This is a genomic window from Rhizobium sp. Leaf306, from assembly GCF_001423425.1.
Lineage (GTDB): Bacteria > Pseudomonadota > Alphaproteobacteria > Rhizobiales > Rhizobiaceae > Neorhizobium > Neorhizobium soli.
Window position 1 is genome coordinate 1,310,282 of record NZ_LMNX01000001.1, and the last position, 14,020, is coordinate 1,324,301.

At 61.1% G+C, this 14,020-nt stretch carries 13 protein-coding genes; 7 read left to right on the forward strand and 6 right to left on the reverse strand.

The annotated features are described in order from the left end of the window. Positions 1 to 30: 30 nt before the first annotated feature. Positions 31 to 855 (forward strand): alpha/beta hydrolase, encoded by an 825-nt coding sequence (locus ASG19_RS06205; RefSeq protein ID WP_062454238.1) that lies wholly within the window; start codon positions 31 to 33, stop codon positions 853 to 855. 10 nt (positions 856 to 865) lie between these two features. On the opposite strand, the gene ASG19_RS06210 is transcribed toward ASG19_RS06205, so the two are convergent. The 4 genes from ASG19_RS06210 to ASG19_RS06225 are packed head-to-tail and all read right to left on the reverse strand — an operon-like array spanning position 866 to position 4,348. Next, positions 866 to 1,387: a winged helix DNA-binding protein gene (locus ASG19_RS06210; RefSeq protein WP_062454239.1), complete on the reverse strand. Its 522-nt coding sequence runs from the start codon at positions 1,385 to 1,387 to the stop codon at positions 866 to 868. Positions 1,388 to 1,442: 55 nt separating this feature from the next. After that, complete coding sequence (locus ASG19_RS06215) at positions 1,443 to 2,426, reverse strand: TRAP transporter substrate-binding protein (protein ID WP_062454240.1); 984 nt, start codon at positions 2,424 to 2,426, stop codon at positions 1,443 to 1,445. A gap of 20 nt (positions 2,427 to 2,446) precedes the next feature. Continuing rightward, a complete protein-coding gene (locus ASG19_RS06220; protein WP_062454241.1) occupies positions 2,447 to 3,760 on the reverse strand; it encodes a TRAP transporter large permease subunit in 1,314 nt (437 codons plus the stop codon). 3 nt (positions 3,761 to 3,763) lie between these two features. Then, positions 3,764 to 4,348, reverse strand: coding sequence for a TRAP transporter small permease (locus ASG19_RS06225; RefSeq protein ID WP_062454242.1), 585 nt, complete (start codon positions 4,346 to 4,348; stop codon positions 3,764 to 3,766). 197 nt (positions 4,349 to 4,545) lie between these two features. Here ASG19_RS06225 and ASG19_RS06230 point away from each other — a divergent pair, with 197 nt between their 5' ends. The 3 genes from ASG19_RS06230 (at position 4,546) to ASG19_RS06240 (ending at position 10,256) form a co-directional block, all read left to right on the forward strand. Further along, positions 4,546 to 8,172: a hydantoinase B/oxoprolinase family protein gene (locus ASG19_RS06230; RefSeq protein ID WP_062454243.1), complete on the forward strand. Its 3,627-nt coding sequence runs from the start codon at positions 4,546 to 4,548 to the stop codon at positions 8,170 to 8,172. Between the two features lie 16 nt (positions 8,173 to 8,188). Then, a complete protein-coding gene (locus ASG19_RS06235) occupies positions 8,189 to 9,400 on the forward strand; it encodes a TIGR03862 family flavoprotein (protein WP_162238131.1) in 1,212 nt (403 codons plus the stop codon). Positions 9,401 to 9,467: 67 nt separating this feature from the next. Beyond that, positions 9,468 to 10,256 carry a YdcF family protein gene (locus ASG19_RS06240; RefSeq protein ID WP_062454245.1) on the forward strand — a complete coding sequence of 263 codons (789 nt, stop codon included), beginning with the start codon at positions 9,468 to 9,470 and terminating at the stop codon, positions 10,254 to 10,256. Between the two features lie 18 nt (positions 10,257 to 10,274). Here ASG19_RS06240 and ASG19_RS06245 read toward each other — a convergent pair whose 3' ends face one another. Then, positions 10,275 to 10,739, reverse strand: a complete 465-nt coding sequence (locus ASG19_RS06245; RefSeq protein WP_092664052.1) for a hypothetical protein — start codon at positions 10,737 to 10,739, stop codon at positions 10,275 to 10,277. A gap of 121 nt (positions 10,740 to 10,860) precedes the next feature. Between ASG19_RS06245 and ASG19_RS06250 the strand changes: the two genes are divergently transcribed. Then, positions 10,861 to 11,514 carry a trimeric intracellular cation channel family protein gene (locus ASG19_RS06250; protein ID WP_062454246.1) on the forward strand — a complete coding sequence of 218 codons (654 nt, stop codon included), beginning with the start codon at positions 10,861 to 10,863 and terminating at the stop codon, positions 11,512 to 11,514. Here the strand turns inward: ASG19_RS06250 and irrA are convergent. Continuing rightward, positions 11,511 to 11,927 (reverse strand): iron response transcriptional regulator IrrA, encoded by a 417-nt coding sequence (irrA, locus tag ASG19_RS06255; protein ID WP_062454247.1) that lies wholly within the window; start codon positions 11,925 to 11,927, stop codon positions 11,511 to 11,513. The genes ASG19_RS06250 and irrA overlap by 4 nt on opposite strands. Before the next feature lie 306 nt (positions 11,928 to 12,233). Here irrA and fabA point away from each other — a divergent pair, with 306 nt between their 5' ends. Beyond that, the gene (gene fabA / locus ASG19_RS06260; RefSeq protein WP_062454248.1) at positions 12,234 to 12,749 is read left to right on the forward strand and encodes a 3-hydroxyacyl-[acyl-carrier-protein] dehydratase FabA; all 516 of its coding nucleotides are present in this window, start codon (positions 12,234 to 12,236) and stop codon (positions 12,747 to 12,749) included. A gap of 46 nt (positions 12,750 to 12,795) precedes the next feature. Beyond that, positions 12,796 to 14,019 carry a beta-ketoacyl-ACP synthase I gene (gene fabB / locus ASG19_RS06265; protein WP_062454249.1) on the forward strand — a complete coding sequence of 408 codons (1,224 nt, stop codon included), beginning with the start codon at positions 12,796 to 12,798 and terminating at the stop codon, positions 14,017 to 14,019. The last annotated feature ends 1 nt before the right edge of the window (position 14,020 follow it).

Here is a 14,020-nt window from a genome sequence, read left to right on the forward strand (position 1 = left end):
CGCTAGCCGGATCAATCATGGGACAATCACATGCGCCACGGGATCATCGACTGGGACGACGCCTATGCCAATGGCCCGAACATTCCAAAGGGCGATCGTTGGCCAGCGGCCTGGGTGGAACCGGCAAGACTGTACCGCGAAACGCTGGTGGCCGAAGGACGTGCGAAGCTCGACATTGCCTATGGCGACAATCCGCGCAACCGGTTCGATCTCTTGCTGCCCGCCGGAAAGCCGGCAGGCCTCGTCGTCTATGTCCATGGCGGCTTCTGGATCGCGCTCGACAACAGCTACTGGTCGCATTTTGCCCATGGCGCGCTGGAAAGCGGATATGCGGTGGCACTCCCCGCCTATACGCTTGCGCCGGAAAACCGGATCGCTGAAATCACCCGCGAGATCGGCCAGGCCATCACGGCCGCAGCAGATCTGGTGGACGCGCCGATACGGCTTGCCGGGCATTCGGTGGGCGGGCATCTGGTGACGCGGATGATCACCACCACGTCGCCACTCGCAGAGACCGTCCGAGACCGCATCGTCAACACGGTGTCGATCTCAGGCGTGCATGACCTTCGCCCGATCATGAAGACGAAGATGAACGAGAAGCAGCGGATCGATCCTGACGAGGCGCAGCGCGAAAGCCCGGCCTTGCTGGAACCCCTGCCGAACACGCGCCTCACCTGCTGGGTGGGTGGCAACGAGCGCTCGGAATTCCTTCGACAGAACGCCCTGCTCGCCAATATCTGGAAGGGTCTGGGGGCCGAGACCGAAGCCGTCGAGGAGCCGGACAGAAACCATTTCACGGTTCTGGACGGGCTATCCGATCCGAACCACCCGCTGACGAGAGCGCTTTTGGGCTAGCGTTTTGTCGCTAGAGAGACGCGGCGCCGCGGGCGGCCTGATCGTAATGGCCGGACAGGGCGCGAAGGCGGGCGGCGACATCCGACAAGGAGTCTGCGGACACTTCGGTTGCCAAAACGGATTTGACGAGCAGGCTTTCACGCATCGCCTTGTAGCGGGCACAGGCGGCAGCGCCCGCTTCCGTCACCATGACCAGCTTTTCCTTGCCGCGTCTGCCGGACTTGATCAGCTTCAGCCGTTCCAGCTTTTTGAGCGCGTAGGTCACGACGTGGGTGTCTTCGATATTGAGGACGAGCGCGATATCGGCCAGCGTCTTCGGTTTGTTGCGGCTGTTGACGTTGTGCAGGACGAGAATGTCGACGGTTGAAAGGTCAGGCACTCCGGATGCCGCCATGCAGCGCACCATCCAGCGGCTGAACGCATGATTGAGCATGGTGAGGCCGAACTCGATTTCGGACAGAGCCGGCAGCGCGCCGCTCGCCAGGTGTTCCGAAGAAACGATCGGGCCAACAGTGTCTATCGGTTCGGACATGAGCTTCTCCGGAATGAGAGGGCGCCGCGGCACGATTGCCACGGCGCTTCCGAAATCACATCTTCTTGTAGGCGTCCAGAATGGCGGCGCCATCTGCGCCGGCTTTCTTCGACCAATCCTCGGTCAGCTTGGCGCCGATTTCGGAAAGACCGGTCTTCAGTTCGGCGCTTGGTTCCAGAACCTGCATGCCGTTCTTCTTCAGCGTTTCCATGTAGGACGCCGTCTTCTCGGCGGCCATCGACCAGCCGCGGGTTTCTGCAGCCGCAGCCGCATCCGTCACGGCTTTCTGCGTGGCGGCGTCGAGGGCTGCGAACGCAGCCTTGTTGACGAAGATGACGTTCTTCGGGATCCAGGCCTGGGTGTCATAGTAGTGGGTCAGTGATTCCCAGATCTTGCTGTCGACGCCAGTGGCGCTGGAGGTCATCAAGCCATCGACGACACTGGTTGCCAGAGCCTGCGGCAGTTCGGCAGCCTGGACGGTGACCGGCTGGGCGCCGACCAGTTCCGCAATACGCGATGTGCCGACATTATACGCGCGCCACTTCAGACCCTTCAGGTCGGCGACGGTGTTGACGTCCTTCTTGGTGAAGAGGCCCTGTGGCGGCCATGGCGTGGTGTAGAGGAGCTTCAGGCCCTGCTTGTCGAGCGCCTGTTCGATAGCGGGCTTCGACGCTGTGTAAAGCTTCTTGGACTGTTCGAAGCTGGTGGCGAGGAACGGCACGACGTCGATCCCGAAGACCGGGTTTTCGTTTTCGTGCAGCGACAGCAGCACTTCGCCCGCCTGCGCCTGGCCGGTCTGGACCGCGCGCTTGATATCGGGGGCCTTGAAGAGGGAGGCATTCGGATGAACGGTGATCTTCAGCTCACCCTTAGTGGCCGCATCGATGTCCTTGGCGAACTGGTTGAGGTTCTCGACATGGTAGTTGGTCGGTGGATAGGCGGACGGCAGGACCCAGTTGGCTGCGAAAGACGATGCTGTGGACGCGAGGAGCGCGGCTGCGGCAATGCCGAGGCGGGCGAGTTTTCCAGTGACCTTCATTTTCAGTTCCCTCTTTGTGATTAACCCGGGAATGCCATTTTCGGCAGAACCATCACGATTTCCGGGAAAACCGTAATGATGGCGACGGTCGCCACAAGCAGGAAAAAGAATGGCAGCGAGGCTTTTGCCACCGTGAGGCTATCGCGCCCGCTCATCGTCTGCAGGACGAAGAGATTGAAGCCCACGGGCGGAGAGACCTCCGCCATCTCGACGATCAGCACCAGGAAGATGCCGAACCAGACGAGGTCGAAGCCGGCCTGCTGGATCATCGGCAAAACGACAACCGTGGTGAGGACGATCATCGAAAGACCATCCAGTGCCGCACCAAGCAGAATATACATGATCGTCAGCACCGCGATCAGCGCGTAAGGGCTGAGGTTGAAGCTATCGACCCAGGCAGCCAGCGCGTTCGGAATGCCGGTATATCCCATGGCGATCGACATGAAGCCGGCACCCGTCAGGATCAGCATGATCATGCAGGTGAGACGTGTCGCACCCATGACGCTGTCCCAGAAGGACTTCCAGCTGAGCGTTTTCGACCAGGCGGCAATGGCGAGCGAGCCGGCCACACCCCAGGCCGCACATTCTGTCGCTGTGGCCCAGCCGAGCAACAGTGTTGCGAAGACGAGGATGATCAGAAGGCTGACCGGAATGAGATTGGCCGATTCCTTCAGTTTTTCTTTGAAGCTCATTTTCGGCGGCGCAGGCGGCTGCTTGTCGGGGTTGAGCAGCGACCAGACGACGATATAGCCGCAATAGAGGACCATCACGATCAGGCTCGGCAGGAATCCGGCGAGGAAGATCTGGATGATCGAAACGTTGGCGGCGACCGCATAGACGACCATGGTGATCGACGGCGGAATGAGAATGCCGAGCGTGCCGGCACCGGCCAGCGAGCCGAGACTGACCATTTCGTCATAGCCGCGCTTCTTCAATTCCGGCAGGGCGATCTTGGCAATCATTGCCGTGGTTGCAGCCGAGGAACCTGAGATCGAGCCGAACAGGCCGCATCCGAGAACGTTGACATGCATGAGCCTGCCCGGGAGCCAGCCAAGCCAGGGTGCCAAACCCCGGAACATCTCTTCGGACAGCTTTGTCCTGAAAAGGATTTCGCCCATCCAGACAAACAGCGGCAGCGCCGCCAGCGACCAGGACGCGCCGTTGCTCCAGGAGTTGGTGGCCAGCACCGCGCCAAACGGGATGCCCGGCACGAAAAGCATGGCAATCAGGCCGCAGATGAGCAGCGAGAAGCCGATCCAGACTCCGGCGGCCAGAAGCGCCAGCAGCGCGACGAGGACGACGCCGGCGATTTCAACGAGTTCAATCGTTCCCATGCGTCAGGCCCCGCTCTGCATTGCGCGTTCAATTACTTCTTCGGCCGTTTCCGCAGGCGGCTTTTCATAGCGGGGTGCCCCGCCGAAAAGCACATGCAGAAGCTCGTCCGTCATGGCGACAGCGAGGATGATCAGGCCGCCGGAAAAACCGATCTGGGGGATCCACAGCGGCATGGCGATGACGCCTTGGGCAAGATCGTTGAACCGCCACGACGTGACGTTCATGTCGAAAGCGTACCAGGCGAAATAGAGGGCAGCGGCGGACCCAACCAGCAGGGCAAAAATCTCGACCATCTGGCGGGTACGGCCGGTGAACCTTTCCACCAGCAAGCCGACGCGGATCATTTCGCCGGAGCGGAATGTATGGGCGAGACCGAGGAAGGCAGACGCCGCCATTGCCCAGGATGCGAAATCGTCGCCGGCCGGAACGTCTATCCCAAGCGGGCGACCTGCGGAAAGCGCGAGCATGATGAGGAAGATCGCAATCAGGAAAAGCCCGGCCAGCCAGCCGGACACGAGGTACAAACCGTCCAACCCTTTACGGAGCCATTCGGGGAAGATGCTGTGGCGTGGATCAACGGTGGACACAGTTTGCCCTCCGCACAAGAATGCGTAGATCGCTCATATGGCTTCCCCTCGGTTGCCTTTGCGGCGCGGCTCTTCTGGCCACTTTGCCTGTTATAAAGGCATGATGCCGTACTGGGCATTTTCCTGTCAATCGATCATTGACGTTTTATCGACGAAATGTTCTCGTGGCCTCAAATCGATCGTTACGGGGGCATTGCATGGCGCAGGACAAGTGGGATTTCTGGATCGACCGCGGCGGCACATTTACCGATATCGTTGGGCGCAAGCCGGATGGGACACTTGTGGCCCACAAGGTCCTTTCGGAAAATCCCGAAGCCTATCGCGATGCTGCCGTGCAGGGCATTCGCGAGTTGCTGCAGGTCGAAGCTGGGCAACCTATTCCGGCCGAACTGGTCGGCGCTGTTAAAATGGGAACGACCGTCGCCACCAATGCGCTGCTGGAGCGCAAGGGCGAGCGGACGCTTCTCGTCACCACACGCGGCTTCAAAGATGCGCTGGCGATCGGTTATCAGGCCCGAACCGACATCTTTGCCAAGAAGATCGTGAAGCCCGAACTGCTCTACACGGCGGTCGTGGAAGTCGAAGAACGCGTGCGTGCCGACGGAGAAGTCGAGGCGGAGCCGGACGAGGCGACGGTGCGCGCGGACCTTCAGGCGCAGTTCGATGCGGGCTACCGTGCGATCGCTATCGTCTTCATGCATGCCTATCGTTATCCGGCTCATGAACAGCTCGTTGCAACGATCGCCCGCGAGATCGGCTTTGCTCAGGTCTCGGTCAGCCATGAGGTTTCGCCACTGATCAAGCTGGTCGGCCGCGGCGACACGACCGTCGTCGACGCCTATCTCTCACCGATCCTGCGCCGTTACGTCGATCAGGTGGCGAGCGAGCTTGGCACGGATGCGGAGACTGCCGGTTCTGAGGGACCGCAGCTGATGTTCATGCAGTCGTCTGGGGGCCTTACCGCGGCACGACTGTTTCAGGGCAAGGACGCAATCCTGTCAGGCCCGGCCGGCGGCGTCGTTGGCGCGGTCGAAACCTCGCGACTTGCCGGGTTCGACAGAATGGTCGGCTTCGACATGGGCGGCACGTCCACCGATGTTTCGCACTATGACGGAGAGCTTGAACGTTCGTTCGAGACCGAAGTCGCTGGCGTGCGGATGCGCGCGCCGATGATGTCGATCCACACGGTCGCGGCCGGCGGGGGCTCTATCCTGCATTTCGAAAACGGTCGGTTCCGCGTCGGCCCGGATTCCGCCGGCGCCAATCCCGGCCCGAAGGCCTATCGCCGCGGCGGACCGCTTACCGTCACCGATGCGAACGTGATGCTGGGCAAGCTTTCACCAGAACTCTTCCCTAGGATTTTCGGGCCAAACCGCGACGAGCCACTGGATGCCGGTGCCGTGCGGAAAGCCTTCGAGGAGATGGCGACGGTGGTCGGCGATGGCCGCACGCCGGAACAGGTGGCGGATGGCTTTCTTGCCATCGCGGTCGAGAACATGGCCAATGCCGTCAAAAAAATCAGTGTCCAGCGCGGCTACGATGTCACGCATTACGCGCTGACCTGTTTCGGTGGCGCCGGTGGTCAGCACGCCTGCCTGACAGCGGACGCGCTCGGTATCTCGACGGTCCTGATCCATCCGTTTTCCGGTATCCTGTCTGCCTACGGGATGGGTCTCGCCGATATCCGCGCTACCCGCCAACGGACGGTTTCGCGGCCGCTTTCCGAAGCATTGGCGTCGCTCGACCCGGTACGCGACGAAATGTCGACAAGCGTGCTCGCCGAAATGGGTTCGCAGGGCGTGGCTCAAGCGCAGACCGAGGTGCTACACCGTGCTCATCTTCGCTATCAGGGAACGGATACGACCCTCTCGGTCGCGGTGACAGATGCCGGGGAGATGACGGCCGCGTTCGAGACTGTCCACCGGAAGCAGTTCGGCTTTATCTTCGAAAACCGCGAGATCATCTTCGAGGCCTACGAGGTCGAGGCGATCGGTGGCGGTGCCGATGCATCGGAGCCCGAGTTTGCGCTGGACGACGCGGCTCCAACGGCTGCGGAGCGCACGCGTTTCTATTCCACCGGCGCATGGCGCGAGGCACCTGTCTATCGCCGTGCCGACATCAGACCCGGCGCGCGGGCAAACGGTCCCTGCCTGATCGTCGAGCCGCACCAGACCATCGTGATCGAGGATGGCTGGGCATTCGAAGTGACCCGGCTCAACCACGTGGTCCTAAAGCGCATCGTCACGTTGTCGCGTGGCAAGGCTGTCGGCACCCAGGCCGATCCGGTTCTGCTTGAGGTCTTCAACAACCTGTTCATGTCGATTGCCGAGCAGATGGGCGTGACGCTGCAGAACACGGCGTCGTCCGTCAACATCAAGGAACGACTGGATTTCTCCTGCGCCGTGTTCGACGAGAACGGCGCTCTGGTCGCCAATGCACCGCATATGCCGGTTCATCTCGGATCGATGGACCGCTCCGTCGAAAGCATCATCGCGCAGAACCGGGGCAAGATCCGTCCCGGCGACGTGTTTGCGTTGAACGCGCCTTACAATGGTGGCACGCATCTGCCCGATATTACCGTGGTCACACCGGTATTCGATGACGCGGGTGAGAAAATCCTGTTCTACGTCGCCTCGCGCGGTCACCATGCCGATGTCGGCGGGACCGCGCCGGGATCGATGACGCCGCTGGCAACGACAGTGGATGAGGAAGGCGTGCTGTTCGACAACGTGCTTCTGGTCGACCGCGGCCGGTTCGACGAGGCGGGCATCACCAACCTCCTGTCCGACCATCCCTACCCTGCCCGCAACGTCGCTCAGAACGTCGCAGACCTGAGAGCGCAGATCGCGGCCAATGAAAAGGGCGTCTACGAAATGCGCCGGATGATCGCGCAGTTCGGGCTGGATGTCGTGCAGGCTTATATGGGCCACGTGCAGGACAATGCGGAGGAAAGCGTTCGCCGCGTGCTGGAAAAACTTGGCGACGCAGAGTTCTCCTATGCCACCGACCAGCGCAGCACGATCAAGGTCAAGATCACCATCGACAGGCAAAAGCGCGAGGCGACGGTCGATTTTACCGGCACCAGCGAGCAGAAGAAGAACAATTTCAACGCACCCGAACCGGTGACGCGCGCAGCTGTTCTTTACGTGTTCCGCGTGATGGTGGAGAGCTCAATCCCGATGAATGCCGGGTGCCTGAAGCCGATCCGGATCATCGTGCCAGATGGTTCGATGCTCAAGCCGCAATATCCGGCAGCGGTCGTTGCCGGCAATGTCGAGACGTCGCAGCACGTGACGAATGCGCTGTTCGGCGCGCTGGGTGCCATCGCGGCAAGCCAGGGCACGATGAACAACCTGACCTTCGGCAACGCCACCTACCAGTATTACGAGACGCTGTGCTCCGGTTCGCCGGCAGGTCGTTTCAACGACGGCAGCGGTTTTGCGGGCACCGACGCTGTCCATGTGCACATGACCAACTCGCGTCTCACCGACCCGGAAATCCTGGAGACGCGCTATCCGGTGCTGCTCGAAGATTTCCACATCCGCGACAATTCCGGCGGACAGGGGCAGTTTGCGGCAGGCGACGGCACGAAGCGGACGATCCGGTTTCTCGAAACGATGGATTGCGCCATCCTCTCCTCGCATCGAACGCTTCACCCGCACGGCCTTGACGGCGGCGGAGAGGGAGAGCTTGGCATCACCACCGTGCGCAGGCTCGACGGCTCGATCGAGACACTTCCGGGCTGTGCCCAGACGGTGATCGAGGCGGGCGAAGCGGTGACCGTGACGACACCAACGGCTGGGGGCTATGGCAAAACGGGGTGATCTGCCGTAACCGGAGATCATGAGCAGACAGGTTGCGATCATAGGCGGTGGGCCGGCGGGACTGATGGCGGCGGAGCATCTTTCCGCCGCAGGATTTTCGGTGACCGTTTACGAGGCGATGCCGACCTTCGGGCGGAAGTTTCTGCTGGCCGGAAAGTCCGGGCTCAATATCACCCATGCGGAGGATTTTGCCCGGTTTGCCGGTCGCTTCGGCTTGTCTTCGTCGCGGATACAACCGGCGCTTGACGCGTTCACACCGTCGGATGTTCGCGCCTGGGCACAGGAGCTCGGGACGGAAACATTCGTCGGAACGTCGGGCCGGGTTTTTCCGGTTGCCATGAAGGCATCGCCACTGCTGCGCGCCTGGCTTAGCCGCCTGGACAAGCAGGGTGTCGTGCTGAAGACGCGCCATCGCTGGACGGGGTTCGAAGGCGGCGGTTACAGATTCGAAACTGTTGATGGCGACCTTCTCATTCGCCCGGACGCCGTCATTCTGGCGCTCGGGGGCGCAAGCTGGCCAAGGCTCGGTTCGGATGCGGCATGGGTGCCGTGGCTGAAGGCCGAGGGGATTGCGATATCCGAGCTCCAGGCTGCCAATTGCGGCTTCGACGTTGCGTGGAGCGACGTGTTCGTCGAGCGGTTTTCTGGAGCACCGCTCAAATCCGTCTCGACGCGATCGGATGCGGGCACGTATCAGGGCGAGTTCGTGATCTCGAAACACGGGATCGAAGGCAGCCTTGTCTATGCGCATTCGGCAGTCCTGCGTGAGTTGATCAACAGGGATGGCCAGGCGGTGCTTGATGTCGACCTGATGCCGGGCCGAAGCGTCGAGCGTCTCGTGCGCGATCTCTCGCGGCAGGATGTCAAAGCAAGCTTTTCCAACCGGTTGCGCAAGGGTGCAGGCCTCGACGGCGTCAAGGCGGCCCTGCTGCGCGAACTGATACCGGATGTGAACCGGATGCCGCCGGAGGATCTGGCGCGGGCGATCAAGTCCCTGCCGATCCCGCTGCTTCGCCCCCGCCCGATTGCGGAAGCGATCTCGACGGCCGGTGGCATTGCCTGGGACGAGCTCGATAGCGGCTATATGCTCAAGCGGCGTCCCGGTCTGTTCGCAGCCGGCGAGATGCTCGACTGGGAGGCGCCGACCGGCGGCTATCTTCTGACCGCCTGCTTTGCCACGGGCCTTGCTGCGGCGCGCGGCGTTGAAGACTATCTCAAGACAGAGTGACCGTTGCCGCGTTCACCATCGGCCCGCGACAGGATAGACTGGCCGGGACTCAAACAGACGACGGTCCATGTTTTTTATTTCCAAGCTGATCTGGCTGCTCGCACAGCCGCTTTCCATCGCCTTCCTGCTTTCGGCCCTTGCCGCTCTCTTCGGACTTTTCGGCCTGCGGAAGCTTTCCGGCATCTCGGCACTTCTGTGCGCGCTCACCCTGTTCGTGACGCTCTATACGACGGCGGGCGCTTTGGCGCTGCAGTCCCTCGAAGCTCGCTACCCGAAGCCGGCAACCGATCCTGCCGACCTCTCCTGCATGATCATTCTCGGCGGCGCCTTCGAGAGCGAGGTGACGGCGGCGCGGGGTGGCATCGAATTCAACCAGGCGGCGGACCGCTTTATCGAAGCGGGTCGGCTGGCGCTGCAATTTCCGCAGTCGCGCATCCTGATTTCCGGCGGCGACGGGTCGTTCAGCGGCGTCTATGAAGGCGAAGCGCAAGCGTCCGAACGCTTCTTCACAGCCTTCGGCATAGCGCCGGACCGGGTAGTGAAGGAAAACACGTCGCGCACCACCTACGAGAATACGCAGAATACGGCCGACATCCTGAAACAGCAGGGTTTCAGCGATTGCGCGCTGATCACCTCGGCCTTCCACATGCCCCGTTCCGTCGCCCTGTTTCAGAAGGCGGGCATTCAGGTTCGCCCGTGGCCGACCGACTTTCGCACCAGCGGCATCGTAGCCGCCAAGCTCGATTTTACCCAGCCGGCGCTCAATGCGCAGCTGACGGCGACGGCTGCACGGGAGTGGATGGCCGTTCTCGGCTATAGGTTCGCGGGCCGTATCGACAGCATCAAGGCGCCCTGATCCCTAAAGGGGCCGTGATTACTGTTTCGAGATCGTCACGAAACGGCCGCCGCGGACGCGGACCCGCATGACGCAGGGCGCGGCATCGGTGCGCTCGCAGAACCGCGGATGCATCTGCAGCATGAACACCATGTTGCCGAAATACTGGACGAAATCGTAGCCATAGATCTGGGCGGTGGCGATCATGATATAGCCGCCCTCCTTCGCCTGGACGTAGAAGTTCTGCGGGCAGCCATCTGCATTGCATTTGGGGCCGCGAACGCCGTCGCACGTCAGGTCGCTGTGATCGGTGACGACGTCCGTTATGCCATCATTGTTGATGTCGAAACGTTTGACGAAGCCCGGACCGAACTCGACTTTTCCGCAGGTTTTCTGGAAATGGCTCTTTTCCGTGACTTCCGGATCGCTGAACAGTTTCTGCTGGGCTGACGCGAAGGTCGGCAGCAGGACGAGAGCGACCAGAAGTATCAAGACCTTATTCACCGCACCTACCCATATTCTCAAATCATCTGTTCATGACATCATCGGACCTGGCCGGAGATGCCGTTGCTGTCGTTAGCGTGATCATCTAGAGCAATGCACTTGCGCGACGCTGGAGAATGGAATGTCCCTGCTGATGATCCTCGATTATGCCGGCATCGCGGTGTTTGCCGCAACCGGTGCGCTTGCGGCATCAAGAAAGGAGCTCGATCTCATCGGGTTTTTGTTCTTTGCAGCCGTGACCGGGCTCGGCGGCGGCACGGTGCGTGACATCATTCTTGGCCGTACCCCGGTCTTCTGGGTTCTCGACCCGACCTATATCCTGATCTGCGTCGTAACCGGCGTTCTCGTCTACCTGACGGCACACCGGGTCGAATGGCGCTATCGCTTGCTGATCTGGCTCGATGCGGTGGGCCTTGCCGCTTACACCGTGCTGGGTGCGGCCAAGGGCCTGGCCGCGACCGGATCACCCACGATCGCGATCATCACCGGCGCGCTGACGGCGGCATTCGGCGGGATCCTGCGCGATCTTCTCGCAAACGAGCCTTCCGTGCTGCTGCGCTCGGAAATCTATATCACGGCCGCGATCGCCGGCGCGGCCGCGTTCACGGCGGCACAAGCGCTCGGTTTTCCGCAATATGTCAGTTCAGGCTTTGGGGTATGTGTCGCCTTCGCCTTGCGGGGCGGCGCGATCCATTACGGCTGGACGCTGCCACGCTACAAGTCACGTCCGGGGCGACCGGCAGACGAGGCGATCAAGGGCAAGGCCAAGGATTAGCCGCGCTTTTCGCGCAGCCGGATGATGACGTCGACATGGGCGATTTCCATGCCCTCGGGCGCATCCGGGAGATTGCCGATTTCGAGATTGCTGATCGGGATATCCAAAACCTCGTTGCGCCCTTCGACAAAGAAGTGATGGTGATCGGAAATATTGGTGTCGAAATAGGTGCGTGCGCTCTCCACCGCGAGAACGCGGATGAGGCCTGCCTCGGTAAACTGGTGGAGGGTATTATAGACGGTGGCGAGCGAGACCGGCACGCCGGCTTCCGTGGCTTCCGCGTGCAGTTCCTCGACCGTCAGATGCCGATCACCCTTTGCAAACAACAGATCCGCCAACGCGACGCGCTGCCTCGTCGGTCGAAGGCCGCAATGGCGCAATCTAATCTCGATGTTCGGCATGGCATCCGCCATATGTGCTTCGGCTCCAACCGTTTCGTCACACGGGATCTAATCTGATTTCCGATATAACTTTTAAGATGAATTCTTTCAATAGTGTCCCTTAGCACGTCCTTCCGCGGTCGGCAAAAACGCTAATTTTCGGTGTTTTACCACTGGTTTGCGCTCTCCGCTTCCTATATGCGGACCTGAATGCGATGCTTCCGCAGCTGCAGTCTTCCCCAGACAGCACCTGTGTTTTCATGGCAAGACTTCAATTTCGGCCCATATTGCTCTAAAGCTTGGGAAACAAAAGCTTCAAACGGGGGGAAACGGAAATTCATGTCCACCAGACAGTCCAGCTTCAGCTACGAAGAAATCCTCTCTTGCGCCCACGGTGATCTGTTTGGTCCCGGCAATGCGCAGCTGCCGTTGCCGCCCATGCTGATGGTCCACCGGATCACGGAGATCTCGGAAACCGGCGGCGCCTTCGACAAGGGTTACATCCGCGCTGAATACGACGTGCGTCCGGACGACTGGTATTTCCCCTGCCATTTCGAAGGCAACCCGATCATGCCGGGCTGCCTTGGCCTTGACGGCATGTGGCAGCTGACCGGCTTCTTCCTGGGCTGGCTGGGTGAACCCGGCCGCGGCATGGCGCTTTCGACCGGCGAAGTGAAGTTCAAGGGCATGATCCGCCCGGACACCAAGCTTCTGGAATATGGCATCGACTTCAAGCGCGTCATGAGGGGTCGCCTCGTGCTGGGCACCGCCGACGGCTGGCTGAAGGCCGATGGCGAGACCATCTATCAGGCGACGGACCTCCGCGTGGGTCTGTCCAAGGAAAAGACCGCCTGAACTGCTTGAAAAGCGCAGCTGTCGAAAACAACAAAGGTTTGATGAAATGAGACGGGTAGTTGTCACTGGGCTCGGTATCGTGTCCTCGATCGGTAACGACGCAGCCGAAGTCACCGAGTCCCTGCGGCAGGCAAAGTCCGGTATTTCTTTCTCGCCGGATTTCGCCGAGCACGGCTTCAAGTGCCAGGTCTGGGGCAAGCCCAACATCGATACGACGGAACTCGTCGATCGCCGCGCCATGCGCTTCCTCTCCCAGGGTGGAGCGTGGAACCATGTGGCGATGAAGCAGGCGCTGGCCGATTCCGGACTTGAGGAAAAGGATTACAGCGAGAACGAGCGCACCGGCATCATCATGGGTTCGGGCGGTCCTTCCACCCGCACCCTGATCGAAGCGGCCGAGACGACGATCAAGAACAACAGCCCGAAGCGGATCGGTCCTTTTGCCGTGCCGAAGGCGATGTCTTCGACGGCGTCGGCAACGCTTGCGACCTGGTTCAAGATCCACGGCGTCAACTACTCGATCTCGTCGGCCTGCTCGACGTCTGCGCATTGCATCGGCAATGCCGCGGAGATGATCCAGTGGGGCAAGCAGGACGTGATGTTCGCCGGCGGCCACGAAGACCTCGACTGGACCATGTCGAACCTGTTCGACGCGATGGGCGCCATGTCCTCCAAGTACAACGACCAGCCGGCGACGGCTTCGCGCGCCTATGACGCCGACCGCGACGGTTTCGTCATCGCCGGCGGTGCAGGCGTTCTCGTGCTTGAAGAGCTGGAGCATGCCAAGGCGCGCGGCGCCAAGATCTATGCGGAACTCACCGGCTACGGCGCAACATCCGATGGCTACGACATGGTCGCACCATCAGGCGAAGGCGCAATCCGCTGCATGCGTCAGGCGCTTGCCAACGTGGAAGGTGAGGTCGACTACATCAACACCCACGGCACCTCGACACCGGTTGGCGATTCCAAGGAAATCGGCGCCATCCGCGAAGTGTTCAAGGACAAGATCCCGCACATCCAGTCGACCAAGTCGCTGACCGGCCACTCGCTCGGCGGTGCCGGCGTGCAGGAATCGATCTACGGTCTGCTGATGATGCAGGAACGCTTTATCGGCGAGAGCGCGCACATCCAGACGCTGGATCCGGAATTCGACGGCGTGCCGATCGTTCGCAAGCGGATCGACAATGCCAAGATCGACACTGTGCTCTCCAACTCCTTCGGCTTCGGCGGCACCAACGCTACGCTCGTCTTCCAGCGTCATAACGGATAAT

Bases quoted from the DNA above. Each gene is read 5' to 3' on its own strand.
- ASG19_RS06215 (WP_062454240.1), bottom strand. From the start codon at position 2,426: ATGAAGGTCACTGGAAAACTCGCCCGCCTCGGCATTGCCGCAGCCGCG.
- ASG19_RS06240 (WP_062454245.1), top strand. From the start codon at position 9,468: ATGTTTTTTATTTCCAAGCTGATCTGGCTGCTCGCACAGCCGCTTTCC.
- ASG19_RS06250 (WP_062454246.1), top strand. From the start codon at position 10,861: ATGTCCCTGCTGATGATCCTCGATTATGCCGGCATCGCGGTGTTTGCC.
- ASG19_RS06205 (WP_062454238.1), top strand. From the start codon at position 31: ATGCGCCACGGGATCATCGACTGGGACGACGCCTATGCCAATGGCCCG.
- fabB (WP_062454249.1), top strand. From the start codon at position 12,796: ATGAGACGGGTAGTTGTCACTGGGCTCGGTATCGTGTCCTCGATCGGT.
- ASG19_RS06230 (WP_062454243.1), top strand. From the start codon at position 4,546: ATGGCGCAGGACAAGTGGGATTTCTGGATCGACCGCGGCGGCACATTT.
- ASG19_RS06210 (WP_062454239.1), bottom strand. From the start codon at position 1,387: ATGTCCGAACCGATAGACACTGTTGGCCCGATCGTTTCTTCGGAACAC.
- ASG19_RS06220 (WP_062454241.1), bottom strand. From the start codon at position 3,760: ATGGGAACGATTGAACTCGTTGAAATCGCCGGCGTCGTCCTCGTCGCG.
- irrA (WP_062454247.1), bottom strand. From the start codon at position 11,927: ATGGCGGATGCCATGCCGAACATCGAGATTAGATTGCGCCATTGCGGC.
- fabA (WP_062454248.1), top strand. From the start codon at position 12,234: ATGTCCACCAGACAGTCCAGCTTCAGCTACGAAGAAATCCTCTCTTGC.